A 24630-nucleotide genomic window follows, 5' to 3' on the forward strand; every position below is an offset into this window, starting at 1 on the left:
TGTGCTCAGGGGTACTCGATTTCCACCACGAACCAGAGCTTCTCGCCTGACGGGCTGCGTACCATCACCTCGGCGTCCAGCTCTTTGCCCACCAGCGCGCGGGCCAGTGGCGAGTCGATGCTGATGTGGTTGTTGCGCAGGTCCAGTTCGTCCGGGCCGACGATGCGGTAGCGGGCCTGTTCACCGTCCTCGTCTTCCAGGGTGACCCAGGCGCCGAAGTAGACCTTGTTCGGATCGGCCGGGCGCTCGCTGACCACCTTGCAGTTTTCCAGGCGCTTGCGCAGGAAGCGCACGCGGCTGTCGATCTCCCGCAGCATCTTCTTGCCGTAGGTGTACTCGGCGTTCTCGGAGCGATCACCTTGCGCGGCAGCCTCGCTGACCGACTGGGTCACCTGGGGCCGGCGCACGTTCCACAGTTCATGCAGTTCGGCGCGCAGGCGCGCTTCGCCTTCGGGAGTGATCAGCGGGGTACCAGCGGGGCGGGGCGGACGATAACGGCTCATGGCTTCCAGTGCGGCGAGGGTGATCGGGCCAGTCTACCCGATCAGCTCTCGCGCAGCAGGCGCAGTGGGCTCACGTTGAGCGCACGGCGGGTGCCCAGCAAGCCGGCGCCGCCCACCAGTAGGGCCCCCAGCACCGGTAGTACCAGCAACCAGGGATGCGGGCTCCACGGCAGGTCGAACACCAGCCGGTAGAGCAGGTAGCTGATCAGCTCGCAGCCCAGCGCCGCGAGCAGGCCGCTGACGGCGCCGAGCAGGGCAAACTCGCTGCGCCGCGTGCGCATCAGCAGGCTGCGTTCAGCGCCCAGGGCACGCAGCAGCGCGCCTTGGCGCAGGCGTTCATCGAGGGTGGCCTGCAGGCCGGCGAACAGCACCACGAAGCCGGCGGCGAGGACGAATACCAGCACGTACTCCACGGCCAGGGTCACCTGGTCGAGGATGCTGCGCAGTTGCGCGAGCAGCGCGTCAACGGGAAGCAGGGTGACGGTGGGATAGGCGCGTGCCAGTTCGATCAGTTGGCGCTCCTGGCTGATGGGCAGATAGAAGCTGGTCAGGTAGGTCACCGGCAGGTCGGTCAGGGTGCCCGGCTCGAAGACCATGAAGAAGTTGGGCTGGAAGTTGTCCCATTTCACCGAGCGCAGGCTGCGGATCTGCGCTTCGCGGGTCTGCCCGGCGACGGTGAAGCTGAGGTGGTCGCCAACCTTCAGGCCGAGGTTGCCAGCGAGCTTTTCTTCCACCGACACGCCCGGTAGATCGCTCTTTTCCCCAGTCTTCCACCAGTCGCCCGCGACTATCTGGTTTCCCGCAGGCAGGCGCGCGGACCAGGTCAGGCCCAGGTCGCGTTGCAGTGCTCGCTCGCTGCGGATGTCCTCGTTCATGGCATGAACCGGCTTGCCGTTCACCGCCACCAGGCGGCCGGGGACCATCGGGTAGAGGTCTTCGGCATTGGGCGACAGCGCCTTTACCCGCTGCTCGAAGCCATCTTTCTCGGCGGGGAGGATATTCAGCGCGAAGTGGTTCGGTGCGTCGGGCGGCAGCTGGGAGTGCCAGGTGTCCAGCAGCTCGCCGCGCAGCAGGGCGATGAGCGCCATGGCCAGCAGGATCAAGCCGAAGGCGAGGCTCTGTCCGGCGGCGGCCAGCGGGTAGCGCAGTAGTTGGCCGAGGCCCAGTCGCCAGGGCAGGCTGGCGCCTTGCAGCGCCCTGCGCAGGCCGCGCAGGGCGAGCAGCAGGATGAAGCCGAGGATTACCGCAGCGATGGCGCCGCCGCCTAGCAGGGCGAGGGTGAGTTTCAGGTCCAGGCTCAGCCGCCACATGATCAGGCCGAGGGCGAGCAGGGCGCAGCCATAGGCGGCCCAGGTGCGCATCGGCACTGGCAGCAGGTCGCTGCGCAACACCCGCAGAGGCGGTACACGCCCGAGCGCGGCGAGTGGCGGCAGGGCGAAGCCGGCGAGGGCGACCAGTCCGGTGGCCATGCCGGCAAGCGCGGGCACGATGCCAGCGTCGGGGATTTCCGGCGGCAGCAAGTTGCCCAGTAAATGCATCAGGCCGAGCTGCGCGAGCCAACCGAGGAAGGCGCCACACATACTGGCGACCAGGCCCAGGACGAACAGTTGGCTGCCATACAACAACAGGGCTTCGCGACGCGACAGGCCGAGGCAGCGCAGCAGCGCGCTGGCGTCGAAGCGGCGGGTGGCGAAGCGGTTCGCCGAGAGCGCCACCGCCACGCCGGCGAGCAGCACGGCAGCAAGGCTGGCGAGGTTCAGGTAGCGCTCGGCGCGGCCCAGGGCATCGCCGATCTGGCGGTTGCCATGGTGGGCGTCCTGCAGTTCCTGGTTGGCGGCAAGGTTGCCCTGGGTAGCTTGCCGGTAAGTTTGCAGCGCATCGTGCGCGCCGCCCCAGAGGTCGCGATAGCGTACCCGGCTGCCGGGCTGCACCACGCCGGTAGCGGCGAGGTCCTGCAGGCTCATCATCACGCGCGGGGTAAGGCTGTAGAAGTCACCGGCGCGGTCCGGTTCATAGGTCAGTACGCGGGCGATGCGCAGGGACTTGCGACCGATGTCGACGCTGTCGCCGATCTTCAGGTCGAGGCTGGCCAGCAGGCGCGATTCGACCCAGATTTCGCCCGTCGCCGGACGGCCGCCCTCGACTTCCGGTTGCAAGGGCGCTGGCGCGCTTTTCAGTTCGCCGCGCAAGGGATAGCTGTCGCCAACGGCCTTGACGCTGCTTAGCTGGATGCCGTTGTCGGTGGCTACCACGCTGGAGAACTCGACGCTCTGCGCGTGCTTCAGGCCGAGCTTGAGGCCGCTGTCGATCTGCTGCTGTTGGGCCGGCTGGGTGCCGGTGAGTACCAGGTCCGCACCGAGGAATTCGGCAGCGCGGACCAGCATGGCGCCGTTCAGGCGAGCGCTGAAGTAGCCGATCGCGGAGCTGGCTGCCACCGCCACCAGCAGGGCGAAGAACAGCACGCGCAGCTCGCCGCTGCGGCCCTCGCGCCACAGTTGGCGCAGGGACAGGCGGAACAGGTTGGGCAGCGAGAGTGGCTTCATCGGCTCTCGTCCGTCAGGGTTCGACGTGGTCGATCAGGTGGCCGCTTTCCAGGCGGATATGGCGCTGGCAGCGGTGGGCGAGGCGTTCGTCGTGGGTCACCAGGACCAGGGTGGTGCCGCGCTCGCGGTTCAGCTCGAAGAGCAGGTCGCTGATGCGCTCTCCGGTGTGGGTATCGAGGTTGCCGGTGGGTTCGTCGGCGAACAGGACGTCCGGCTCGGCCGCGAAGGCGCGGGCGATGGCGACCCGCTGCTGTTCGCCACCGGAGAGCTGGCGCGGGTAGTGGCTCAGGCGCTGGCCGAGGCCAACCCGTTCGAGCAGTTCGCGGGCGCGCTGCTCGGCGTCTTTGCGGCCATCCAGTTCCAGCGGCAGCATGACGTTCTCCAGCGCATTGAGACTGTCGAGCAACTGGAAGGACTGGAAGACGAAGCCGACGTGCGCCGCGCGTACCCGTGCACGCTGGTCTTCATCGAGGCTGCCGAGCGTGTGCCCGAGCAGGACGATCTCGCCGCCGCTCGGCAGGTCGAGCCCGGCGAGCAGGCCGAGGAGGGTGGATTTGCCCGAGCCGGAACTGCCGACAATGGCGAGGCTGTCGCCGCGGGCGAGGTCGAGGGAGAGATCGTGGAGGATGGTCAGCTTGCCTTCCGCGCTGGAAACAACCTTGCTAAGGTTCCGCGCGGTGAGAATGCGTTCGCTCATGGAGAATCCGATGCGTGCATGGCTAATGGGCGGCTGCCTGGCGTTGCTTCTGATCACGCAGCAGGCCGCGGCGCAGACGCTGTTGGTCGTCGGCGATAGTATCAGCGCCGGTTTGGGGCTGGATACCAGCCTGGGGTGGGTCAGCCTGCTGGACAAGCGGCTGAAGGAGCAGGGTTTCGACTACCAGGTGGTGAATGCGTCGATCTCCGGCGACACCACGGCGGGAGGCCTCGCGCGGCTGCCGGCGCTGCTTTCGGAGCAGAAGCCGAAGCTGGTGGTGATCGAGTTGGGCGGCAATGACGGCCTGCGTGGAATGGCGCCGGCGCAATTGCAACAGAATCTTAATGCGATGGTTCAGCAGTCGCAGAAGTCGGGTGCCAAGGTAATGCTCCTCGGCATGCGCCTGCCGCCCAACTACGGGCAGCGCTATACCGATGCGTTCGCCAAAGTCTTCGACAGCGTGGCGAGCGAGCAGAAGATTGCCCTGGTGCCGTTCTTCCTCGAAGGGGTAGGGGGCGTGCAGGACATGATGCAGGCCGACGGCATCCATCCGGCGGTGGCGGCGCAGCCTAAACTGCTCGACAACGTGTGGCCGACGCTCAAACCTCTGCTTTGATGAATAGCGGCACGGATAAACCACGGAATCGAGGCTTCCCCGCGCCCGGCCTTTCGGCTATGTTTGCGCACCCTTCTGGAACCCCCTATGTCGCGCCCCGCCTGGACCCTCTTCGCCTACCAGTTGATCGAGCCCGATGAGCAGCTGGATCTGTTCGCCTGCCGCGAGATCCGGGTGCATCTTGTTGCGCGCCAACTGGAGCTGGGAACCTCGGCCGACCGTACGCTTTGCGGCAGCCTGTTGCCGGCGCAGCCCTTGTGGCGCGGGGTGGAGAAGCCATTGCTGCGCGATCGGCGCATCTGCGCGGCCTGCCTGAAACAACTGGAAGAGGAAAAGCGCGGCGCGCGCAGTTCCTGGCTCGTCTGATATCTCCCGTTGACGGGGCTTGCGGTGGTAAACTGATCATCTTTGCTCATTGCCCACGTCAAGGATCCTCGGATGTTGTCGCGCGTCATTGCCGCCTGCTCGCTGTCCCTCGCCGCGCTGCTCTCGGCCGGCCCCGTTTCCGCCATTGAATTGCCGCTGCCGGCGCCGGGTGACGATATCGTCGGCCAGGTCCAGGTGATCAAGGCCAAGTACGAAGACACTTTCGCCGACCTCGGCGAGAAGTACGGCCTCGGCTATTCCGAGATGATCGCCGCCAACCCAGGTGTTGATGCCTGGCTGCCGGGCGTGGGCACCGAGGTCATCATTCCGACCCGCTTCGTCCTGCCGGCCGGTCCGCGTGAAGGTGTGGTGATCAACCTCGCCGAATACCGCCTCTACTACTTCCCCAAGGACAAGAACGTCGTCTACACCTACGCCCTGGGCATCGGTCGTGAAGGCTGGGGTTCGCCGGTGGGCAGCACCAGCGTGATCGCCAAGACCAAGGACCCGGCCTGGTATCCGCCGGCGTCGATCCGCGCCGAGCACGCCGCCGATGGCGACCCGCTGCCGTCCGTGGTGCCGCCGGGTCCGGACAACCCGCTGGGTCCCTACAAGATGAGCCTGGGCTTTCACGGTTATCTCATCCATGGTTCGAACAAGAAGTTCGGTATCGGTACCCGCACCAGCCACGGTTGCTTCCGTATGTACAACTGGGACGTGACCCAGTTGTTCTCGATGATCCCGGTGGGCACCAAGGTGCGCATCATCAACGAGCCGTACAAGTTCGGTCGCAGCGAAGGCAAGATCTACCTCGAGGCCCATGCGCCGATCGACGACAACGGTGATCCGTCGGTGGTCGACAAACACACTGCAGTGATCAACGCCCTGCTCAAGCGCGAAGACATCGCCAGTCAGATGCAGATGGACTGGAACGTGGTGCGTGAAGTGGTGGCTGCCGAAGATGGCCTGCCAGTTGCCATTGCCCAGCCGCAGCAAGTGCAGCAGGGCGGTTCGGTTGCCGCAACTGTCGACCAGGATGCCATGCCGCTGCAGTAACTCGCCGCGTGCAATCAAAGAGCCCGCCGACCCTCACCGGTCGAGCGGGCTTTTTGTTGCCTGCCTGGCTCGGGCAACAAAACTGCGGACATAAAAAAACCGACCCCGGAGGGTCGGTTTTCTAACAGATCCGAAGATCTATTACTTGCGGCTGGCTTTGTCCAGCATACGCAGGGCGCGCTCGTTAGCCTCGTCAGCGGTCTGCTGGGCTTTCTGAGCGGCGGCCAGAGCTTCGTCAGCCTTGCGATAGGCTTCATCGGCACGGGCTTGAGCGCGAGCAGCGGCGTCTTCAGTAGCGGTCAGACGTGCTTCGGTTTCTTTCGAGTGGCTGCTGCAACCGGTGGCCAGAACAGCAGCCAGAGCCAGAGCAGAGAATTTCAGAACGTTGTTCATCGTGTTCCCCTTAAGGTGGACATTTCCATTAAAAGCAATCTCCCATGACTGGGAAATTAGCCGGACTACATAGTACCCATTACTTGTAGTAAGTAAACTGACCAAGCGCAAGTACGGCACTTTTTTTTCATGTTACGGGTGCTGTTAGCAGTTATCCGAGGCCGATTTGGGCAAAAACTGTCCAATCTGGCAAAGGAGTGTTTCCAACAGGTGTCAGGCGCGGGTTGAGGCTGGTTTCCAGTGGGCGGAACCAAGCTGTCAGATGACTGTCGACAATGATCGAACAACTGTTTAATCGCCGTTGTGCATTTGTCCAACTGACAACTTGCAACTAGGCCGCAACAGGTGAAGAAAGTGTGAAGGGGAAAACGAAAAAGCCCGGCTAATTGCTTAGCCGGGCTTTTTCATGAATCTGGCGGTGAGGGAGGGATTCGAACCCTCGATACGATTTCTCGTATACACACTTTCCAGGCGTGCTCCTTCAACCGCTCGGACACCTCACCAGATTTCTCGACAGCGCTGTGTCTGTCGAGGCGCGCACTTTACTCAAAGGTTTTCTCCTTGGCAAATCTTTTTTGAAAATTTTTTCCAAGGGATTCATCGGCTTAAGGAGCGCGGCCAGGATCACGGGTACACTGGCGCCTTCTGATCCGCGGGGAAGCGCATGGCCAGCTGGGATATCTTCTGCAGCGTAGTCGACAACTATGGCGATATCGGCGTCACCTGGCGGCTGGCGCGCCAACTGGCGGGCGAGCATCGGCAGCAGGTACGGCTGTGGGTCGACGACGTCTCGGCCTTCGCTCGCATTTGTCCAGCGGCTGATAGTGGGGCCGCATCGCAGTGGCAGGCGGGCGTGGAAGTTCGCCTGTGGCCGAAGCCCTGGCAGAGCGCTGCGGCGGCGGACGTGGTGATCGAGGCCTTCGCCTGTGAGATGCCAGCTGCCTATATAGAGGCGATGAGTCGGCGCCAGACGCCGCCTCTGTGGCTGAACCTGGAATACCTCAGCGCCGAGTCCTGGGTGGAGTCCTGCCACGGCTTGCCGTCCTTGCAGCCCAGCGGCTTGCAGAAGTACTTCTATTTTCCCGGATTCACTCCGGCCACGGGTGGGCTGCTGCGCGAGGGCGACCTGATCGCCCGGCGCGATGCCTTCCAGGCCGATCCTTCTGCGAGCCTTCGTTTCCTTGGGGAGCTCGGTGTACACCCGCGTGCACAGGAGCGGTGCATTTCCCTGTTCGCCTATGAGAATGCTGCATTGGGCGACTGGCTGGATGCCTTGGCCGTGGGCACTGTCGCCACCTTGTTGCTGGTGCCGGAGGGTAGGGTGCTCGCCGATGTCGAGCGCTGGGCGGGGCAGACGCTGGGAGTGGGGCAGCAGTACCAGAAGAATGCCCTGCGCCTGCAAGTGCTGCCGTTCGTGCGCCAGGAAGACTACGACCCGCTGCTGTGGAGTTGCGATTTCAACGCGGTGCGTGGCGAGGATTCGTTCGTGCGGGCGCAATGGGCGGGGCGGCCATTCGTCTGGCACATCTATCAACAGGATGAGGACATCCACCTGGAGAAGCTGGAAGCCTTCCTGGCCCTGTTCGGCGAGGGGATGGATGAGGCGCTGCGGGTGGAGTTGCAGTCCTTCTGGATGGCCTGGAATGGCCAGGGTGATATCGGCGATGCCTGGCAAAAGCTGGAAAGCCGGCTGCCGGAGTGGGCTGCGTGGATTGGCAATTGGCAGCGGCGGCTGAGCGAACAAACCGATCTTGCCGCGGGGCTGGTGCGTTTTTATACAAATTGGCTATGATATGGCCCCTGATTTTTGTCTCCAATCCAATCGGATAATCGTATGAAAACCGCACAAGAGTTCCGCGCTGGCCAGGTTGCCAACATCAATGGCGCCCCCTGGGTCATCCAGAAGGCCGAGTTCAACAAGTCCGGCCGTAACTCCGCGGTCGTCAAGATGAAGCTGAAGAACCTGCTGACCGGTGCCGGCACCGAGACCGTGTTCAAGGCCGACGACAAGCTGGAGCCGATCATCCTCGATCGCAAGGAAGTAACCTACTCCTACTTCGCGGACCCGCTGTATGTCTTCATGGACACCGAGTTCAACCAGTACGAGATCGAGAAAGACGATCTGGAAGGCGTGCTGACCTTCATCGAAGACGGCATGACCGACGTCTGCGAAGCCGTCTTCTACAACGAGAAAGTCATCTCCGTTGAACTGCCGACCACCATCGTTCGCGAAATCGTCTACACCGAGCCGGCTGTCCGTGGCGACACCTCCGGTAAAGTGATGAAGACCGCTCGCCTGAAGAACGGTGCTGAAGTCCAGGTTTCCGCCTTCTGCGAAATCGGCGACTCGATCGAAATCGATACCCGCACTGGCGAGTACAAGTCCCGCGTCAAGGCCTGAGCCTGATCCGAGACACAAAAAAGCCCGGCTGATGCCGGGCTTTTTCGTTTCTGCGGCTAGGGGTGCGAGCTGAATCAGACGCTGACGTTCAGGCGCACGTCGATGTTGCCGCGGGTGGCGTTGGAGTAGGGGCAGACCTGGTGGGCCTTGGCGACCAACTCTTCGGCCTCGGCCTGGTCCAGGCCCGGCAGGTTGATGTTCAGTTCCACTTCCAGGCCGAAACCGCCGGGGATCTGGCCGATGCCGACCTTGCCGGTGATCGAGGCGTCCGCGGGGATCTGCTTCTTGCTCTGGCTGGCGACGAACTTGATGGCGCCGATGAAGCAGGCCGAGTAGCCGGCGGCGAACAGTTGTTCCGGGTTGGTCGCTTCGCCGCCCGCACCGCCCAGTTCGCGCGGGGTGGACAGTTTCACGTCGAGGATGCCGTCCGAGGAAACGGCACGGCCGTCACGGCCTCCGGTGGCGGTAGCGGTGGCGGTGTAGAGGGCTTTGATGGTTTGCATGGTGGTCTCCGATTCGCTGTCAGGTAGGTCTGGTTGAGAATGCCTTGCTGCTTAATGTTTTGTGCGCTAAGCAGTTCGTGAGATGAAATTTAGTTCTATTTAATTTAGTGCGCAAGATAATTATTGGAAGATTTCTGACTAAGGAACCTGCAGCTTTGGCATAAGCGCCGGATTACGGGCCTTGCAGGTGCCCGCGCAGGTCCACGAGCTCCTCCTGGAGACGCTTCAGACTGTCCAACGTTAGACCGCTGCTGGCCAGGATGCAGGCCGGAATGCTCTCCGCCTGTCGGCGCAGCTCTCGCCCCTTGTCGGTCAGGCGCAGTTGCACCACGCGTTCGTCCGCCTGGCTGCGGGTGCGGGTGATCAGGCCCTCGGCCTCCAGGCGCTTGAGCAGGGGCGTAAGAGAGCCAGGGTCGGTGAGCATGCGTGAGCTGATCTCGCCCACGGTGATGCCGTCTTCTTCCCACAGCACCAGCATGGCGATGTACTGCGGGTAGGTAAGTCCCAGCTCCTGCAACAGCGGCTTGTAGACCTTGGTCATTTGCAGGGAGGTGGAGTAGAGGGCAAAGCACAGCTGGTTATCCAGCTTGAGGGCTTCGCAGGTCGGGTCTGGCTTGGTCATGGCGTGCTCCTGGCTGGGCACTCGAAGCGAAGAGGTGATTGCGCATTAATTTAGCGCGGCGGTTAATTCTTGAACAGCGCTTCTTCCAGGGCGGCATCCCAGGGCGGCGGAAAGCCGAAGCGCTTCAGCAGGAAGGCCAGCAAGCGTTCGCTACGCGGGTGGGTGCCGCGCTCCAGGCGCAATGCATGGATGACGCCGGGCTCCGGTTCAGGAAGGCCGTTCTCGCAGAACAATGGCCGCAGCTGGCCGCTGATCAGGTATTCACTGCACAGCCAGGTGGGCAGGTGAGCCAGTCCGATTCCCTGCAGTGCGCCCTCCACCAGGGTTTCGGCATTGTTGGCGGTCATCCGCAATCGGCGCGGCCGCAGATGTTGCAGCTTGCCGCCGAGGAGGAAGCGCCAGGCCAGCGGCGGCGCCAGGCCTTCCCAGTCGAGGCCGATGTGTTCGGGCAGCTCCAGAGGTGAAGCCGGCCTGCCGTGTTGCCGCAGGTAGGCGGGGCTGGCGCAGACGATCCGGCGCATGGGCGCCAGTCGCGTGGCGACCAGGCGGCTGTCGGGCAGGGTGCCGATACGCAGGACCAGATCGACCTGGCCGAGGTTCTCCCCGCGGGTGTCGGTGAAGCTGTCGATCAGCCGAAGCTGCACGTCCAGGCCGGGATTGGCGGTGAGAAAGTCCGCCAGTGCCGGCGCCAGGTGGCGGCGGCCGAAGGGCACCGGGGCGTCGATGCGGATCAGGCCTTCCGGGGCGGTGCTCAGCGATACCGCTTCCGCTCGCGCCTGGCGCAGCTCGCTGACGATCCGCCGTGCCCGTTCTGCGAACGCCAGGCCTGCCGGCGTGGCACGTACGTTGTGGGTGCTGCGGACCAGCAGGGTCGAGCCCAGCCCGTGCTCCAGGGCATCCATGCGCCGCGCCACGGCTGAGGGGGTGAGCTGGCGCAGGCGGGCGGCAGCGGAGAAGCTGCCGTTGTCGAGCACGTCCAGGTAAAGGTCGAGTTGGTCTTCGAGGCTGGAAGGGTTCATGGCGGTTGTTCCTTGCGCTGCGGGGGCGCTTTCTCTTTGCAAATAACGCAAAGCCATTGTGCTGCGCTTTGCGTTTCCCATCCAGCCGGGGTTTTCTAGGATGGTCGCACTGTTGTGGAGGTGCGTGATGTGGGACCTGGTTCTGGACTTTCTGCTAGGCGTCGTCCTGGGCAGCCTGGGTGGGCTGTTCGGTATCGGCGGCGGGCTGCTGGCGATTCCTGCGCTGGGGGTGCTGTTCGGGCTGGACCAGCAACTGGCACAGGGCACTGCGCTGGTGATGGTGGTGCCAAACGTGCTGCTGGCGATCTGGCGATACCACCAGCGCAATCGCATCGACTTCGCCCAGGCCGGCGTATTGGCGCTGACCGGCCTGGTCTGCGCGTTCTTTGCTTCGAGCATTGCGGTGAATCTGGACGCCCGCAGCATGCGCACTGCCTTTGTGGTCTTCCTCGTGCTGCTGGCGCTCTATCTGCTGGTGCGCCTGTTCCAGCATGTGCCCCAGGGCGGCAGCACGCCGCGCTACGGCCTGCCGTGGATGGGTGTGCTGGGGCTGGGCGCGGGTTCGCTAGGCGGGCTATTCGGTGTGGGGGGCGGAGTGCTGGCGACGCCGGTGCTGACCTCGGTATTCGGCCTGACCCAGGTGATCGCACAAGGGCTGGCACTGGCTCTGGCGGCGCCCAGTACGGGCGTGGCGCTGGCAACCTATGCGGTGCACGGCCATGTGGACTGGCGCATGGGCACCGCGTTGGCGCTGGGCGGGCTGGTGAGCATTTCCTGGGGCGTGCGCCTGGCCCACGCGCTGCCCGAGCGTCAGTTGCGCATGGCCTTCAGTGCGTTCCTGATCGTCTGTGCGGTGCTGCTGGCAGTGCGTTGAACCGCCTTATGAGCGGAAGCCCTCGACAATGTACTCGGCCAGCTTGTCGGTCACCGGGGTCATCTTCTGCCCGCGCAGCAGCACGATGCTGGCGTTGGGCAGCACAGGCAGGCCTTCGTCCTCGCCGATGATGCGCAGGTTGCCGGTGAGCAGGCTGCGCAATTGCGCGGTCACTGCCAGGCCGGCGTTGGCCACGGCGAAGAGGGCGGACAGACTCGGGCTGCTGTAGGCGATGCGGTAGTCCACCTCCATCGCCTCCAGCGCATTGCAGGCCCAGGCGCGGCAGAAGCAGGCGGTGTTGAACATCGCCAGCGGCAGCGGGCGCTGGTCCTGCGGGCAGAAGCTTTCGGCGGCCATCCAGACAAAGTCTTCCTGGCGCAGCAACTGGCCGATCTCGGTGCCCGGCTCGCGGGTTACGATCGACAGGTCCAAGTCGTTACGCATCAGCAATTGTGCGGAGGAATCGCAGTGCACTTCCACTTGCACCAGCGGGTAGGCCTCGGCGAAGCGCGAAAGTATGGTCGGCAGGAATCGCATGACGTAGTCATCCGGCGTGCCGATCTTCACCGAGCCGACCATGTGCGGCTGGCGGAAGGTGTTGAACACCTCGCCCTGCAATCGCAGGATGCGCCGCGCGTAGCCCAGCAGGATCTGCCCCTCAGGTGTCAGCCGCACCTGGCGGCCGTCGCGCTCGAACAGGCTGCGCTCCAGCACGTCTTCTTCCAGGCGTTTCATCTGCATGCTCACCGCGGACTGGGTGCGGTTGACCATCTCGGCCGCGCGGGTGAAGCCGCCGTGGTCGGCGATGGCGACGAAGGTGCGCAGCAGTTCGCTGTCGATGCTGGGGAAGCTGCTCATTCATCAATCTCCGAGATGGGTCGCATAAGAATGATTCGTTGGATTGATCTTAGCGCGAGCGTGAAACTGCATCCAACCCCACTGGGAGGGAAGCATGATGAAAGGTCAACTTGGTTTCGTAGCAGCGTCCTACCATGTCCAAAGAACTTCTGTTCGCAAAACCGCAGCCGCGCCGCTGTGGAAGCGCGCCTTGCAGCGTGTCCTGCACTGGCATGAACTGGCCCGCCAGCGCCGTGAACTGGCGACCATGAGTGATGAGGCGCTCAAGGACATCGGCTTGACCCGCGCCGATATCCAGCAGGAAGTCGAGCGCCCGTTCTGGATGGATTATGTCCGCCGCTGAGTTCTTCCACATTGAACAGGCCGGGCGGCACGGACCCTCGCCGTGTCGCCCGTGCTCATGATTGAAGAAGCATGACAAGGAAGCCCATGTCCACGTCCTACCATCTCGCCCAGGTCAACATTGCCAAGGCTCGCGCCCCGCTGGATCACCCCCTGATGAAGGGTTTCGTCGACCAGCTTGACCACATCAATGCCCTTGCCGAGCGCAGCCCCGGTTTCATCTGGCGCCTGCAGACGGAGGAGGGCGATGCCACCTCCATCCGCGTCTTCGACGATCCGCTGATCATCGTCAACCTTTCCGTCTGGGAGTCGGTCGAGACGCTCAAGGACTACGTCTATGGTGGCGAGCACCTGCAGGTGTTGCGCAACAAGCGCGACTGGATGGAACGCCTGTCCGCCCCCAGTCTGGCGCTCTGGTGGCTGCCCGAAGGCGAACTGCCCGATGTGCAGATGGCTCGCGACCGCCTGGAGCGTCTGCGAACAGAAGGCCCCTCAGCGGATGTCTTCACCTTCGCCCGTCCGTTTCTCGTACCCGAGCGGCTCGGCGAACCCGCCTGATGCAGCCAGGCATTGCGATTGGAGTTAGGCTCTAGGGCTTGTCCAGCCTTGGAGTTCACGATGCCGACCGTCGAATCCTTGTCCCTCAAGCAGGCCCGCCGACTGGCCCTGGCCGCCCAGGGCTTTACCCTGCGCAAGCCCGGCGCAGAGGTGCAGCGCCGCCACGTGCGCAGCCTGCTGGAGCGCCTGGGCGTGCTGCAGATCGACTCGGTGAACGCGCTGGTGCGCTCGCATTACCTGCCGCTGTTCTCGCGCCTGGGCAACTATTCGCCGAGCTTGCTGGAGGAGGCAGCCTGGAGCGGCGGGCGGCATCGCCGGCTGTTCGAATACTGGGGGCATGAAGCTTCGTTGCTGCCGCTGGCACTCTACCCACTGATGCGCTGGCGCATGCGCCGCGCGGCCGAGGGGCGTGGCATCTACCAGCAGCTGGCGCGCTTCGGGCGCGAACAGCAACCGGTGATCCAGCGGGTACTCGGCGCCGTGCGCGAGCAAGGTGCGTTGGGGGCCGGCAGCCTGACCACTCGCGAAGAGCGCGCCGGCCCCTGGTGGGACTGGAGCGACGAGAAGCACGCGCTGGAGTGGCTGTTCGCCGCTGGCGAGGTGACGGTTGCCGGGCGGCGCGGGTTCGAGCGTCTGTACGATTTGCCGGAGCGCGTCCTGCCTGCCGATCTGCTGCAGCAGCCCGAACTGGACGAAGCCGCGGCGCAGCGCCAATTGCTGCTGCATTCGGCACAGGCGTTGGGGGTGTCTACCGAGAAGGACCTGCGCGATTACTTCCGCCTGGACCCCGCTGACAGCAAGGCACGCCTGGCCGAATTGGTGGAGGCAGGCGAGCTATTGCCGGTGCAGGTCCAGGGCTGGCAGGCGCCGGCGTACTGCCTGGCGGATTCCGTTATTCCTCGCCGGGTGCGCGCCAGTGCCTTGCTCTCGCCATTCGATTCGCTGGTCTGGGAGCGCGCCCGCACCGAGCGCCTGTTCGACTTCCGCTACCGCCTGGAGATCTACACGCCGCAGCACAAGCGCGTTTATGGCTACTACGTGCTGCCCTTCCTGTTCGACGAGCGCCTCGCCGCGCGGGTCGATCTGCGCTCCGATCGCGCCTCCGGAAAGCTGGTCGTGCATGCTGTCCATGAAGAGGAAAAGGGGCTGGGCGATGAAGGGCATGCCGCACTGGCGCAGCAACTGGGCGAGATGGCGAACTGGCTCGGGCTGGAGCGGGTGGCAGTGAATTGCCGGCGGCCGTCCGGCGAGCGGCTGCAAGGGCTGCTGGCGCAGGCTTGAAAGGAAACGGGCCTCCGAAGAGGCCCGTTGGGATCACTTCCCGCTGGCGATGCGCTTGCGGATGTGGTCCGCGCGTTGCTGCGAGCCGGGGTGCGAGTCGAACATGCTGCTCTCTTCGCCGCCACTCAGCTTGGCCAGCTTGTCGAAGGCGCTGGCCAGGCCGTTGAGGTCGATGCCGCGCTTCTTCAGCAGATCGAAGGAGTAGTCGTCGGCCGCCGACTCCTGGGACTGGGAGAACTGCGCATTGACCAGCGCTTCGCCGATCTCGCCCAACTGCGACTGTGACAGCGCGGCCACGGTGGCATTGCCCGAGGCAGCAGCGGCGTTGCGCGCGGCAGCGGCTGCGTAGGCGGTCTGGGTGGCTTTCTTGATATGGCCCAGGGCGACGTGGCCGATCTCGTGGCCGAGCACGCCTTCCACTTCGTTGTCGTTCATCAGGTCCATCAGGCCGGAGTAAACGCGCACGCAGCCGTTGGCCATGGCGAAGGCGTTGACGTCGTCGGTGAGGTAGACCTTGTAGTTGACTGCGGTGCCGGTCAGCGGATTGCCCAGGGCGGCGGCGATCTTGTCCAGGCGCTGCGTGTAGGGGCTGGAGGCGGGCGCGATCTGTGCTTCGGCGTCCTGCTTGGCGCAGGCTTCGTCGGCGACCTGCTTGATCTCGGCGTCGCTCAGGGTGGCGGCCTTCATCGCCATCATGCCCGACTGCACGAGGCTGTCGGTGTTCATGTTCTGACAGCCGGAGAGCGCGGCGCTGGCGCCGATCAGCAGGGCGAGCAGGGAGCGGTGCAGTTGCATCGGAATCTTCCTTGGTTGACGGTTTCCATGGTGCGGCGGCTGCCGCGCGGGGCGCCACTCTAGGTAGGCGCCCCGATACCGTCAATTGCGGGAAGTGGTTTTAGGACTGCTCTGAGACCCGTGTCGGATTCAGCGACGAACCTGTTTCAGGGTTTCGGCGATCAGGAAGGCCAGCTCCAGCGATTGGTCCGCGTTCAGGCGCGGGTCGCAGTGGGTGTGGTAACGGTCGCTCAGGCCGTCCTCGGTAATCGGCCGTGCTCCGCCGATGCACTCGGTGACGTTCTGCCCGGTCATCTCGATGTGGATGCCGCCTGCGTAGCTGCCCTCGGCCTGGTGCACCTCGAAGAACTGCCGGACCTCGGCGAGGATGCGCGCGAAGTCTCGGGTCTTGTAGCCGCTGGAGGCCTTGATGGTGTTGCCGTGCATGGGGTCGGAGCTCCATAGCACCTGCTTGCCCTCGCGCTGCACCGTCTGGATCAGCCGCGGCAGGCCGTCGCCGACCTTGTCCGCGCCCATGCGCACGATAAGGTTGAGGCGGCCGGGCTCGTTGTCCGGATTGAGGATATCGATCAAGCGGATCAGCTCTTCGCTGTCCATGCTCGGGCCGACCTTCACGCCGATGGGGTTGCCGACGCCACGGAGCATTTCCACGTGGGCGCCATCGAGCTGGCGGGTGCGGTCGCCGATCCACAGCATGTGCGCCGAGCAGTCGTACCAGCCGCCGGTGAGGCTGTCGCGGCGGATGAAGGCTTCCTCGTAGTTGAGCAGCAGCGCTTCGTGGGCGGTGAAGAAGCTGGTCTCGCGCAACTGCGGCGCGGTATCCAGGCCGCAGGCACGCATGAAGGCGAGGGTTTCGTCGATGCGGTCGGCCAACTGCTGGTAGCGCTCGGACAGCGCCGAGTTGGCGATGAAGTCGAGGTTCCACTGGTGCACCTGGTGCAGGTCGGCGAAGCCGCCATTGGCGAAAGCGCGCAACAGGTTCAGCGAGGCGGTGGACTGGTGGTAGGCCTGCAGCAGGCGCTCCGGGTCCGGCACGCGGCTCTTCTCGTCAAAGCCGATGCCGTTGACGATATCGCCGCGGTAGGCGGGCAGGGTCACGCCGCCGATGGTTTCGTCGCCGGAGGAGCGCGGCTTGGCGAACTGCCCGGCCATGCGCCCGACCTTCACCACCGGGCAGCCGGCCGCGAAGGTCATCACCACCGCCATCTGCAGCAGCACCTTGAAGGTGTCGCGGATCTTCGCCGCGGAGAACTCGGCGAAGCTCTCGGCGCAGTCGCCGCCCTGCAGCAGGAAGGCGCGCCCCGCAGTGACTTCGGCGAACTGCCGGCGCAGCTCGCGGGCCTCGCCGGCGAACACCAGCGGCGGGTAGCTGGCGAGGGTGCGCTCGACTTCGCTCACGCGGTTGGCGTCAGGGTAGGCGGGCTGTTGCTGGATCGGCTTGCTTCTCCAGCTATCGGGGCTCCAGGGCAGGCTCATCGGCGGGGTCTTCGCGGCTGTGGACGGTATCCGCCCATGGTATCAGCTCGGCTTTTACCCCGCGCGTGGTGGCTGGGGTGCAATCAGGGGGGACATCCTTGTCCAGGGGAACTCTTTGCTTGGCGCTCTGGCGCGATCAGCCGTCCGCGCAGCACGCGGGCGCGCACTGAAGCTGGGGATTCGGCGGGAGAGGGGGACGTTGGGCGGAATCGCGAAGGGCGTTGCGCTGGCGCATGCTCGGTTGTGCCTCTTGGGCTGTTATTCTTGCGGCTTTGCCGACCGGGTGGTGGTGGTTGGCCGTCTTGATGCGAAGGATTATTGCGTGCGCGAGCCCCTGTATTTCAATGGCAATCCGTGCCGTTCGCCACAGCTGGCGGACCGCATTGTCATGGCTGTTCCTGCCCGGAGCCGGACATGACCGAGGAGCTGCTGAGCGAAGAGCTTTTGATCGTCGAGGAGCGCGATGACTTCGGCGTGATTCGCGTCGTGGAGAGTGGTGCCTTCCGCTATCTGGAGTTCGGCGACGAGGTCGAGCAGAGCTGCGTGCTGATGGGCGATCCAAGCTGGCTGGAGTACGACTACTCGCGCGCCATGCTGGTCGGTGCGCTGTGTCATTCGCGTCCGCGCCGTGCGTTGTTCCTCGGCTTCGGCGCTGGCAGCCTGACCCAGGCCTGCCTGAAGTACCTGCCGCTGGAAGACGTGGAGGCCATCGAACTGCGCCCATCCATTCCGCGCCTGGCTCGCGAGCATCTCGGCCTGGTGGAGGATGAACGCCTGAACCTGCGCATTGGCGATGCAGTACAGGAGCTGGCCGAGTGCGAGCCGGCGGACCTGATCTTCCTCGACCTCTACACCGATACCGGGCCGGCGCCGGCTCATATTGGCTGGGATTTCCTCGGTGCCTGCCGCGAGCGGCTGCGGCCAGGTGGTTGGCTGGTGATCAACCAGTGGAGCACCGATGATGGCCGGCCGCTGGGCGCCGCGCTGCTGCGCGGGCGCTTCAACCGGCATTACTGGGAGTGCCCGGTGCCCGAAGGCAACGTGATCGTCTTCGTCCCTGCCGAGCTGGATCAGGAGCTGAACCTGCGCGGTCTGAAGAAGCGCGTCGGCCAGCTCGAGCCGAAGCTGGGCTACTCGTTGCGCACCTACGTCGAGTCACTGCGCCCGGCGCAGTGACTCTCTGCAAGGTTCTCAGGGAATCTGGTAGCTGAAGGCGAAATTCAGCCGCGGGCTGCGCTCGTTGTTGTCCAGCGCGCGGTCGCCGAATGGCTTGGCCACCTCCATCGACACCAGGTAGTGCTTGCGGTTGGAGAAGCGTACGCCGAGCGCTGCCGAGCCGAGCTTGCCTTCGCTCAGACCGTCCTGGTTGTAGCGGGTGCGCGCGGTGTCGACGACGAAGTAGGGCTGGATCTGGTTGAGCACCATGCCCTGCCGCAGGAAGGAATAGTTCACCTCGTACGAAGCGCCCCAGCCCTTGTCGCCGCTGGCCTGGTCGTCCGGGTAGCCGCGGCCGAAGTTGCCGCCGCCGTAGGTGACCTGCTCGGAATCGGGCAGCACGTCGTCGCTCCACTGGAAGGCGGCGGTCACCACGCCCTGCCAGTTGGAGCCGAACTGGTCCTGCTGTGCGCCGTAGCCGAGCAGGCGGGTGAAGTTCTTCTTGATCGGCTCCGGCGCTTCCGCGCCCATGCCATTGAGCCCCTGATAAACCGCCATGCTGCCGGCGCGCACGCGCTTCTCGGCGAATTGCTGGACGACGGTTTCAATGCCCACTACGCGCAGCTTGCTCTTCTGTTCGATGCGGAAGGGGATGGCCGGGTAGACCAGGTCGTAGGTGCTGGTGTCGTTGACCGTGTAGCCGCGCAGGTTGAGGTCCCAGGTCAGGTCGCGGCGCAGCACCAGCGGAATGCCCAGGCCGGCGCTGACCCGCTCGTTCTGCCGCTTGCGCTCGAATTCCAGGCCGCTGGCCAGGCGCAGGTTCTCGCCGGGGCGCGAGTTGTACTTGCTGTAGCCGGCCAGCAGTTGCAGGCCGTTGTCGCCCAGCAGCTGGCTGTAGTTCCAGGCGCGGTAGTACTCGTGGTCGTCGCCCGGCGGGTAGAGGTAACTGAACTGCAGTTGCTCGCCCCAGCCGAGCATCGACATCACCTCGGCATTGAACAGCCCGCGCTGCTCGCCGCGGCGCGAGTCGAGGTTCATCCCGGTATCGAAGCGCTTCTGCTTGCCGGCCAGCTCCAGCACGGCGCCGCCGTCGCTGGTGGTTGGCGGGTTGAGCGCCATGGCCATCTGCATGCCAGGCACCCGGCTCATCAGCACGCTGAAGCGTTCGAAGCTCTCGCGGGTCAGGGGCTTTTCCGCCTTCAGCTTCTCGATCCAGCGGTCCACGCGCATCTGGTGCACGCCCAGGTCGCCCGCGGCGCGGACCTGGCTGATATGGCCTTCGACCAGCACGATCCGCGCGACGCCGCTGCGGAAGTCCTGGTTGGGCACGTAGGCAAAGGAGATGAAGTAGCCGTCGTCCTGGTAGCGCTGGGTGATGGCCTTGGCCGCCGCCACCAGTTCGCTGACCTGGATGGTGCGCTTGGTCAGCGGCTCCAGCAGCGGTTTCCAGGTCTCGACGGGGTAGTGCTTGCCGCCGGCCAGCTCGATGCGCTTGATGCGGATGCGTTGCTGGAGAATCTGTCCGGGCTGGGTGGCGGAGGGTTCTGGCGCGGTGACCTTGGGGGCCTTGGGGCGGATGTCGCCGCCAGGAAGGTTGGGGCGGGGGAGAGTCTGTTCGATATCGGAGCCGGGAAGCTGGATCGGGCGCTCGGCCCAGGCGAAGGGTGCAGCCAACAACAGGGGAAGGACAGCGAGTCTGCGCATCTGGCTCCTCCATGAGACCGATCTTCTTATTAAAAGACCAGGAGCCGTGGGCGGCTCCTGGCTACTACAGTATGGGCGTAATTCGGATTATTGCTTGGGCGTACCGATCGCCAATCCACCGCCCAGTCCGCCGGTTACACCACCCAGCGCGCCACCCACGGCGCCCAGCGTATTGCCCAGCAGGCCTCCCTGACCGCTGGTACCGCCAGTCGTACCGGCACCGGCGCCGACTGCCACACCCGAGCCCTGGGTATTGCTGCCGATACCCACGCCCGCCCCGGCGACCAGGCCACCGCCACCGGTGAGGCTGCTGGTCACGCCACCGAGGGTGCCTGCCACGCCGTTGACCAGGCCGCCCACCGGATTGCTGCCGCCAGTGGCGCCGCCAAGCGAACCGGTGATACCGCCCACTGCGCCGGTCACACCGTTGACCAGGCCGCCCACCGGATTGCTGCCGCCGGTTGCGCCGCCAAGCGAACCGGTGATACCGCCCACTGCGCCGGTCACACCGTTGACCAGGCCGCCCACCGGATTGCTGCCGCCGGTTGCGCCGCCCAGGGAACCGGTGATGCCGCCAACCGCGCCGGTCACGCCGCTGACCACGCCGCCCACCGGGTTGCTGCCGCCAGCAGCGCCACCCAGCGCGCCGGTGACACTGCCGAGCAGACCGCCGCCCGGGTTGCTGCCATTGACCAAGCCGCCGGTGGCGCTGACTGCCTGACCCGCATTGCTGACGATTCCGCCGACCGGCGCCAGCGCCGGATTCGCACTGGCTACCTGGTTGCCTGTCTGGGTCACAACGCCGCCGACGGTGGTCAACAGGTTGTTCACCGGCGTTCCCAGTCCGGTGGCGGCGCCAAGGCCGCGAGTGGTTCCTTCGACCTTGCCGACCAGGCCCGCGGTGGTGCCGCTGAGCTGGGTGGTCAGCTGGCTCAGCGGGCCAGTGGTAACCGCGCCGCTGAGAGAGTCGCCGAGCATGGTGATCTTGCCGCCGACGCCGTCCACTAGCCCGCCGACCTGCCCGGTCAGGCCGTTGAGCGGAGTGTTGGCCAGGACCGGGGCATCGCCGATGGCGGCCACGGTGTCGCCCAGGCTGCTGACTGCGCCGCCGGTATGGCTGACCAGACCGGTAGCGCCGGCCACTGTGGTGCCGAGAGCGTTGGGGTTGTTGCCGAGCTGGCCGAGGCCATTGGTGACGCCGCTGCCGACGCTATCCACACCGGCACCGACTTCCTGGATCAGGGTGCCGGCATTCTGCGTGACGCCATTGCCCAGCACCGGCAGGTCGACGGTTTTCACCACGGCGCCCACGGTGTTTACCGTGTCGCCGACGTTGGATACCGCTTCGCCGGTATTGGTCAGAATATTGCCAGTGGTGCTGGCCGGCGGAGGAGTGGTGCCGCCGCCGTCGGTACCGCCGTTGTCGCCGCCACCGGTACCGCCTGTACCACCGGTGCCGCCAGTCCCGCCAGTTCCTCCGGTGCCGTCAGTCCCACCGGTCCCGCCTGTTCCGCCAGTGCCTCCGGTGCCGCCAGTGCCATCGGTGCCACCCGTACCACCGGAGCCGTCACCACCGGTGCCACCACTGCCGCCGCTGCCATCACCACCGGAGCCGGAACCGTCGTCGGTGGTACTGCTGTCGGAAGCGCGGTGGTGGCTGCTGCCGCCGTGGCTGCTGCAACCTTGCAGCGACAGGGCGACGACGAGAAGGGAAAGTGCGAAAACGCGGATCGGGCCAGACATGAGAAGTTCCTCCATGAGAACGTCAGTCAGCGGGCTGTCCGGTCGGTATCCGGCGAGTCGCTGAGCTGCTCTGGAGTCAGTTCTAGAGGTTTGTTTTCAGGCGCGAAATTGGAACTTGTATATAGTCGTTTTGTGGCTGGCAAGTATCTGATAGTTAAGGGGAAACTAAAGGATTATGGCGACTTGCCAGGCGTTTTTAATACCTTGGATATAGCGCTTTTCGCACGATGGTTCCGGTTTGCATTTTTCCGCTGCGCTCATTTGCCCTGGAAGCGGCCTTCACGGCGCTCCAGCATGGCGCTCAAACCCTCCTGTGCATCCTCGGTGGACAGCAGTTCGCTGGCCATCTCGGGAAGCAGTCGCGCCGCTGCTTCCTCACCCTCATCGAGGCTGCGGCGCGCCGACGCCAGGGTGGCGCGGATGCCCAGCGGCGCCTGGGCGGCGACCCGCTGGGCCAGCCACAAGGCGCGGGGCATCAGCTCTTCGGGGGCGGTGACTTCCTGCACCAGGCCGATGCGGTAAGCCTCGTGGGCGTCGAAGGGATCGCCAGTGAGCAGCCAGCGCATCGCGTTGCCCCAGCCTGCCACCTGATGCATTCGCAGCGTGGCGCCGCCGAAAGGGAAGATACCGCGCTGTACTTCGAGTTGGGCGAAGCGCGCGTTGCTGGCGCACAGGTTGATGTCCGCCGCCAGCATGAGCTCGATGCCGAGGGTGAAGCAGTAGCCCTGCACGGCCACCAGCAGTGGCTTGGTCAAACGGCGGCCGCCGAAGGTGCCCCAGGGATCGGCCGAACCTTCGGGCATCGTCCAGCCGGTGCGGAAGGTCTCGCCGATGTTGGCCAGGTCCAGGCCGGCGGTGAAATGTTCGCCGTGGGCGAATACCAGGGCGCAGCGCAGTTCATCGTCGCGCTCGTATTCGCCGAAGGCCAGCACCAATTGGGTGAGCATCTCCAGGTCGAAGGCGTTACGCTTGTCGACCCGATTCAGGCCGAGCAGCAGGATGTGGTCATGGCGTTCGACTGTGATGCGCGGTTCGCTGCTGGCGGTCATCGGCGGGCTCCCATCAGGTGGCTTGCACGGTATAGCCGGCACGGACGGGGTTGTCCACGGAATGACCGTTCGCCGGGCATGTTCCGAAAAGAAACACATTGGTCAGGAATTTCCGGTATGATACGCGCCGGCCAAACGCTGGCCTCGTTTCGGATCCCGCATTTTTCCGTAGCTTCAGGCTCGGTCTGTGTGTCCGCAGTGCGGACTTCCTTGACGCATTCTTCCAATCTTCATTTCGCAAATCCCCGCTTCCAGCTGCCTGGGTGACTTCACTGTCGTACAGGGCATGCGCAGCTCGGCTATTGGGTCTTTGCGGATGTACTTAGAGGCAAAACCCATGACCCAGGAAACCGCCGGCTTCGCCGCGCTCGGTCTTCACCCCAATGTTCTCGCTGCCATTGCCGCTGTCGGTTACGAAGAGCCGTCGCCGATCCAGGCTCAGTCGATCCCGGTGATCCTCGAAGGCCACGACATGATCGGCCAGGCCCAGACCGGTACCGGCAAGACCGCTGCCTTTGCGCTGCCGATGCTGTCGCAGATCGAGCCGAGCCGCCGTGTACCGCAGGTACTGGTGCTGGTGCCGACCCGCGAGCTGGCCCTGCAGGTTGCTACCGCTTTCGAAACCTACTCCAAGCAGATGCCGGGCGTCGGCGTCATTGCCGTCTACGGTGGCGCGCCCATGGGCCCGCAGCTGAAGGCTCTGCGCCAGGGCGCTCAGGTCGTGGTCGCCACGCCGGGCCGCCTGTGCGACCACCTGCGTCGCGACGAAAACCTGCTGTCCACCGTCAAGAGCCTGGTGCTCGACGAAGCGGACGAGATGCTCAAACTCGGCTTCATGGATGACCTCGAAGTGATCTTCGAAGCCATGCCGTCCAGCCGCCAGAGTGTGCTGTTCTCCGCGACCCTGCCGGCCTCGATCCGCAGCATCGCCGAACGCCACCTGAAAGAACCCAAGCACGTCCGCATCGCTGCCAAGACCCAGACTGTCGCCCGCATCGAGCAGGCGCACCTGATGGTTCACGCCGACCAGAAGCCGGCCTCGATCCTGCGTCTGCTGGAAGTCGAGCAGTTCGACGCGCTGATCGGCTTCGTCCGCACCAAGCAGGCCACCCTGGACATCGCCGAGCTGCTCGAGCGCCAGGGCTACCGTGCCGCCGCGCTGAACGGCGACATGCCGCAGGCCCAGCGTGAGCGCGTGATCGAGTCGCTGAAAGACGGCTCGCTGGATATCGTCATTGCCACCGACGTTGCCGCCCGCGGCCTCGACGTGGCGCGCATCACCCACGTACTGAACGTGGACATGCCCTACGATCCGGAATCCTACGTACACCGTATCGGCCGTACCGGCCGTGCCGGTCGTGAAGGCCGCGCCCTGCTGCTGGTGACTCCGCGTGAGCGCCGCATGCTGCAGGTGATCGAGCGTGTAACCGGTCAGAAGGTCGGCGAAGTTCGCCTGCCGGACGCCGAAACCGTCCTCGAAGCGCGTCTGAACCGCCTTGCCACCGGCCTGCAACCGCTGCTGGCCAACGCCGTTGCCAGCCGTGGCGCCGTGCGTGACGAGCTGTGCCGTCGCCTGGGTACCGATATGGATACCCTGGCCGCCGTCCTGCTGGCCAAGCTGACCGAAGGCAAGGCGCTGGACCTGGAATCGGTCCGTCGCGAACAGCCGCTGACCCCGGCCGCCCCGCGTGAGCGCAGCGGTGACCGTTACGAGCGCAGCGAACGTGGCGATCGCCCCGAGCGTGGCGACCGTCCGGAACGCAGCGGCGCGCCCCGCACCATGGCTCCGCCGTCGGAAGGCAAGGCTCGTTGCCGTACCGCCCTGGGCGCCCGTGATGGCGTGCAGGCGAAAAACCTGCTGGGCGCCATCCTCAATGAGGGTGGCCTGTCCCGCGAGGCCATCGGCCGCATCCAGATCCGCGAGACCTTCAGCCTGATCGAGCTGCCGGAAGAGAACCTCGAGCGCCTGCTGACCAAGCTCAAGGACACCCGCGTTGCCGGCAAGGCCCTGCGTCTGCGTCGTTACCGCGAAGACTGATCCGTCAGTCCTGCGCGTATGAAAAAGCCCCGCCATTG

At 65.0% G+C, this 24630-nt stretch carries 24 protein-coding genes and 1 tRNA gene; 11 read left to right on the plus strand and 14 right to left on the minus strand.

The window, feature by feature from the left end:
• Positions 1-5 precede the first annotated feature (5 nt).
• The 3 genes from greB to AC2T4A_RS15105 are packed head-to-tail and all read right to left on the minus strand — an operon-like array spanning position 6 to position 3743.
• Entirely contained in the window at positions 6-503 is a 498-nt protein-coding gene (gene greB / locus AC2T4A_RS15095; RefSeq protein WP_236170820.1) for a transcription elongation factor GreB, read from the minus strand.
• A 41-nt stretch (positions 504-544) separates the two neighbouring features.
• A complete protein-coding gene (locus tag AC2T4A_RS15100; protein ID WP_478379592.1) occupies positions 545-3046 on the minus strand; it encodes an ABC transporter permease in 2502 nt (833 codons plus the stop codon).
• A 13-nt stretch (positions 3047-3059) separates the two neighbouring features.
• Complete coding sequence (locus tag AC2T4A_RS15105) at positions 3060-3743, minus strand: ABC transporter ATP-binding protein (RefSeq protein ID WP_416748584.1); 684 nt, start codon at positions 3741-3743, stop codon at positions 3060-3062.
• A gap of 10 nt (positions 3744-3753) precedes the next feature.
• Here AC2T4A_RS15105 and AC2T4A_RS15110 point away from each other — a divergent pair, with 10 nt between their 5' ends.
• The 3 genes from AC2T4A_RS15110 to AC2T4A_RS15120 all read left to right on the plus strand — a co-directional run bounded on the left by AC2T4A_RS15110 (position 3754) and on the right by AC2T4A_RS15120 (position 5781).
• Positions 3754-4359 (plus strand): arylesterase, encoded by a 606-nt coding sequence (locus AC2T4A_RS15110; RefSeq protein WP_478379593.1) that lies wholly within the window; start codon positions 3754-3756, stop codon positions 4357-4359.
• A gap of 87 nt (positions 4360-4446) precedes the next feature.
• Positions 4447-4725: a hypothetical protein gene (locus AC2T4A_RS15115; protein ID WP_416748580.1), complete on the plus strand. Its 279-nt coding sequence runs from the start codon at positions 4447-4449 to the stop codon at positions 4723-4725.
• Positions 4726-4797: 72 nt separating this feature from the next.
• Positions 4798-5781: a L,D-transpeptidase family protein gene (locus AC2T4A_RS15120; RefSeq protein ID WP_416748578.1), complete on the plus strand. Its 984-nt coding sequence runs from the start codon at positions 4798-4800 to the stop codon at positions 5779-5781.
• 141 nt (positions 5782-5922) lie between these two features.
• Here AC2T4A_RS15120 and oprI read toward each other — a convergent pair whose 3' ends face one another.
• Complete coding sequence (oprI, locus tag AC2T4A_RS15125; protein WP_017517003.1) at positions 5923-6174, minus strand: outer membrane lipoprotei OprI; 252 nt, start codon at positions 6172-6174, stop codon at positions 5923-5925.
• Between the two features lie 413 nt (positions 6175-6587).
• Positions 6588-6677 (minus strand) — tRNA-Ser (locus AC2T4A_RS15130).
• A 161-nt stretch (positions 6678-6838) separates the two neighbouring features.
• On the opposite strand from AC2T4A_RS15130, the gene earP reads away from it, so the two are divergent.
• A complete protein-coding gene (earP, locus tag AC2T4A_RS15135) occupies positions 6839-7966 on the plus strand; it encodes an elongation factor P maturation arginine rhamnosyltransferase EarP (protein ID WP_478379594.1) in 1128 nt (375 codons plus the stop codon).
• A 42-nt stretch (positions 7967-8008) separates the two neighbouring features.
• Positions 8009-8575 carry an elongation factor P gene (efp, locus tag AC2T4A_RS15140; protein ID WP_017517001.1) on the plus strand — a complete coding sequence of 189 codons (567 nt, stop codon included), beginning with the start codon at positions 8009-8011 and terminating at the stop codon, positions 8573-8575.
• Between the two features lie 74 nt (positions 8576-8649).
• Here efp and AC2T4A_RS15145 read toward each other — a convergent pair whose 3' ends face one another.
• From AC2T4A_RS15145 to AC2T4A_RS15155, 3 genes are all read right to left on the minus strand, one after another.
• Positions 8650-9078, minus strand: a complete 429-nt coding sequence (locus AC2T4A_RS15145; protein ID WP_138214829.1) for an organic hydroperoxide resistance protein — start codon at positions 9076-9078, stop codon at positions 8650-8652.
• Between the two features lie 172 nt (positions 9079-9250).
• The gene (locus tag AC2T4A_RS15150) at positions 9251-9700 is read right to left on the minus strand and encodes a MarR family winged helix-turn-helix transcriptional regulator (protein WP_486743630.1); all 450 of its coding nucleotides are present in this window, start codon (positions 9698-9700) and stop codon (positions 9251-9253) included.
• Positions 9701-9762: 62 nt separating this feature from the next.
• Complete coding sequence (locus AC2T4A_RS15155) at positions 9763-10719, minus strand: LysR family transcriptional regulator (RefSeq protein ID WP_486743631.1); 957 nt, start codon at positions 10717-10719, stop codon at positions 9763-9765.
• 127 nt (positions 10720-10846) lie between these two features.
• Between AC2T4A_RS15155 and AC2T4A_RS15160 the strand changes: the two genes are divergently transcribed.
• Entirely contained in the window at positions 10847-11593 is a 747-nt protein-coding gene (locus AC2T4A_RS15160; protein ID WP_416748570.1) for a sulfite exporter TauE/SafE family protein, read from the plus strand.
• 6 nt (positions 11594-11599) lie between these two features.
• Here AC2T4A_RS15160 and AC2T4A_RS15165 read toward each other — a convergent pair whose 3' ends face one another.
• Positions 11600-12451, minus strand: a complete 852-nt coding sequence (locus AC2T4A_RS15165) for a LysR family transcriptional regulator (RefSeq protein ID WP_416748568.1) — start codon at positions 12449-12451, stop codon at positions 11600-11602.
• Between the two features lie 97 nt (positions 12452-12548).
• Between AC2T4A_RS15165 and AC2T4A_RS15170 the strand changes: the two genes are divergently transcribed.
• The 3 genes from AC2T4A_RS15170 to AC2T4A_RS15180 all read left to right on the plus strand — a co-directional run bounded on the left by AC2T4A_RS15170 (position 12549) and on the right by AC2T4A_RS15180 (position 14632).
• The gene (locus AC2T4A_RS15170) at positions 12549-12794 is read left to right on the plus strand and encodes a DUF1127 domain-containing protein (RefSeq protein WP_416748678.1); all 246 of its coding nucleotides are present in this window, start codon (positions 12549-12551) and stop codon (positions 12792-12794) included.
• 86 nt (positions 12795-12880) lie between these two features.
• Complete coding sequence (locus AC2T4A_RS15175) at positions 12881-13351, plus strand: DUF3291 domain-containing protein (RefSeq protein ID WP_416748566.1); 471 nt, start codon at positions 12881-12883, stop codon at positions 13349-13351.
• Between the two features lie 60 nt (positions 13352-13411).
• Positions 13412-14632, plus strand: a complete 1221-nt coding sequence (locus AC2T4A_RS15180; protein ID WP_486743632.1) for a winged helix-turn-helix domain-containing protein — start codon at positions 13412-13414, stop codon at positions 14630-14632.
• Between the two features lie 33 nt (positions 14633-14665).
• Here the strand turns inward: AC2T4A_RS15180 and loiP are convergent, their stop codons facing one another.
• Positions 14666-15427, minus strand: a complete 762-nt coding sequence (gene loiP / locus AC2T4A_RS15185) for a metalloprotease LoiP (protein WP_486743633.1) — start codon at positions 15425-15427, stop codon at positions 14666-14668.
• A 129-nt stretch (positions 15428-15556) separates the two neighbouring features.
• Complete coding sequence (locus tag AC2T4A_RS15190; protein ID WP_486743634.1) at positions 15557-16903, minus strand: class II 3-deoxy-7-phosphoheptulonate synthase; 1347 nt, start codon at positions 16901-16903, stop codon at positions 15557-15559.
• A 414-nt stretch (positions 16904-17317) separates the two neighbouring features.
• On the opposite strand from AC2T4A_RS15190, the gene AC2T4A_RS15195 reads away from it, so the two are divergent.
• Complete coding sequence (locus tag AC2T4A_RS15195; RefSeq protein ID WP_416748558.1) at positions 17318-18079, plus strand: spermidine synthase; 762 nt, start codon at positions 17318-17320, stop codon at positions 18077-18079.
• 15 nt (positions 18080-18094) lie between these two features.
• On the opposite strand, the gene AC2T4A_RS15200 is transcribed toward AC2T4A_RS15195, so the two are convergent.
• From AC2T4A_RS15200 to AC2T4A_RS15210, 3 genes are all read right to left on the minus strand, one after another.
• On the minus strand, positions 18095-19762 hold the full coding sequence (locus AC2T4A_RS15200) for a ShlB/FhaC/HecB family hemolysin secretion/activation protein (RefSeq protein ID WP_416748556.1): 1668 nt from the start codon (positions 19760-19762) through the stop codon (positions 18095-18097).
• Positions 19763-19849: 87 nt separating this feature from the next.
• On the minus strand, positions 19850-21505 hold the full coding sequence (locus AC2T4A_RS15205) for a collagen-like triple helix repeat-containing protein (RefSeq protein ID WP_486743635.1): 1656 nt from the start codon (positions 21503-21505) through the stop codon (positions 19850-19852).
• A 257-nt stretch (positions 21506-21762) separates the two neighbouring features.
• Entirely contained in the window at positions 21763-22554 is a 792-nt protein-coding gene (locus AC2T4A_RS15210) for a crotonase/enoyl-CoA hydratase family protein (protein ID WP_416748551.1), read from the minus strand.
• Positions 22555-22891: 337 nt separating this feature from the next.
• Between AC2T4A_RS15210 and AC2T4A_RS15215 the strand changes: the two genes are divergently transcribed.
• A complete protein-coding gene (locus tag AC2T4A_RS15215; protein ID WP_478379419.1) occupies positions 22892-24592 on the plus strand; it encodes a DEAD/DEAH box helicase in 1701 nt (566 codons plus the stop codon).
• The last annotated feature ends 38 nt before the right edge of the window (positions 24593-24630 follow it).

The sequence above is a fragment of the Pseudomonas sp. PVC-3-1 genome, from assembly GCF_057444315.1.

Excerpts from the sequence above, each read along its gene's own strand:
- greB (WP_236170820.1), bottom strand. The coding sequence starts at position 503 with ATGAGCCGTTATCGTCCGCCCCGCCCCGCTGGTACCCCGCTGATCACT.
- AC2T4A_RS15100 (WP_478379592.1), bottom strand. The coding sequence starts at position 3,046 with ATGAAGCCACTCTCGCTGCCCAACCTGTTCCGCCTGTCCCTGCGCCAA.
- AC2T4A_RS15105 (WP_416748584.1), bottom strand. The coding sequence starts at position 3,743 with ATGAGCGAACGCATTCTCACCGCGCGGAACCTTAGCAAGGTTGTTTCC.
- AC2T4A_RS15110 (WP_478379593.1), top strand. The coding sequence starts at position 3,754 with ATGCGTGCATGGCTAATGGGCGGCTGCCTGGCGTTGCTTCTGATCACG.
- AC2T4A_RS15115 (WP_416748580.1), top strand. The coding sequence starts at position 4,447 with ATGTCGCGCCCCGCCTGGACCCTCTTCGCCTACCAGTTGATCGAGCCC.
- AC2T4A_RS15120 (WP_416748578.1), top strand. The coding sequence starts at position 4,798 with ATGTTGTCGCGCGTCATTGCCGCCTGCTCGCTGTCCCTCGCCGCGCTG.
- oprI (WP_017517003.1), bottom strand. The coding sequence starts at position 6,174 with ATGAACAACGTTCTGAAATTCTCTGCTCTGGCTCTGGCTGCTGTTCTG.
- earP (WP_478379594.1), top strand. The coding sequence starts at position 6,839 with ATGGCCAGCTGGGATATCTTCTGCAGCGTAGTCGACAACTATGGCGAT.
- efp (WP_017517001.1), top strand. The coding sequence starts at position 8,009 with ATGAAAACCGCACAAGAGTTCCGCGCTGGCCAGGTTGCCAACATCAAT.
- AC2T4A_RS15145 (WP_138214829.1), bottom strand. The coding sequence starts at position 9,078 with ATGCAAACCATCAAAGCCCTCTACACCGCCACCGCTACCGCCACCGGA.
- AC2T4A_RS15150 (WP_486743630.1), bottom strand. The coding sequence starts at position 9,700 with ATGACCAAGCCAGACCCGACCTGCGAAGCCCTCAAGCTGGATAACCAG.
- AC2T4A_RS15155 (WP_486743631.1), bottom strand. The coding sequence starts at position 10,719 with ATGAACCCTTCCAGCCTCGAAGACCAACTCGACCTTTACCTGGACGTG.
- AC2T4A_RS15160 (WP_416748570.1), top strand. The coding sequence starts at position 10,847 with ATGTGGGACCTGGTTCTGGACTTTCTGCTAGGCGTCGTCCTGGGCAGC.
- AC2T4A_RS15165 (WP_416748568.1), bottom strand. The coding sequence starts at position 12,451 with ATGAGCAGCTTCCCCAGCATCGACAGCGAACTGCTGCGCACCTTCGTC.
- AC2T4A_RS15170 (WP_416748678.1), top strand. The coding sequence starts at position 12,549 with ATGAAAGGTCAACTTGGTTTCGTAGCAGCGTCCTACCATGTCCAAAGA.
- AC2T4A_RS15175 (WP_416748566.1), top strand. The coding sequence starts at position 12,881 with ATGTCCACGTCCTACCATCTCGCCCAGGTCAACATTGCCAAGGCTCGC.
- AC2T4A_RS15180 (WP_486743632.1), top strand. The coding sequence starts at position 13,412 with ATGCCGACCGTCGAATCCTTGTCCCTCAAGCAGGCCCGCCGACTGGCC.
- loiP (WP_486743633.1), bottom strand. The coding sequence starts at position 15,427 with ATGCAACTGCACCGCTCCCTGCTCGCCCTGCTGATCGGCGCCAGCGCC.
- AC2T4A_RS15190 (WP_486743634.1), bottom strand. The coding sequence starts at position 16,903 with ATGAGCCTGCCCTGGAGCCCCGATAGCTGGAGAAGCAAGCCGATCCAG.
- AC2T4A_RS15195 (WP_416748558.1), top strand. The coding sequence starts at position 17,318 with ATGACCGAGGAGCTGCTGAGCGAAGAGCTTTTGATCGTCGAGGAGCGC.
- AC2T4A_RS15200 (WP_416748556.1), bottom strand. The coding sequence starts at position 19,762 with ATGCGCAGACTCGCTGTCCTTCCCCTGTTGTTGGCTGCACCCTTCGCC.
- AC2T4A_RS15205 (WP_486743635.1), bottom strand. The coding sequence starts at position 21,505 with ATGTCTGGCCCGATCCGCGTTTTCGCACTTTCCCTTCTCGTCGTCGCC.
- AC2T4A_RS15210 (WP_416748551.1), bottom strand. The coding sequence starts at position 22,554 with ATGACCGCCAGCAGCGAACCGCGCATCACAGTCGAACGCCATGACCAC.
- AC2T4A_RS15215 (WP_478379419.1), top strand. The coding sequence starts at position 22,892 with ATGACCCAGGAAACCGCCGGCTTCGCCGCGCTCGGTCTTCACCCCAAT.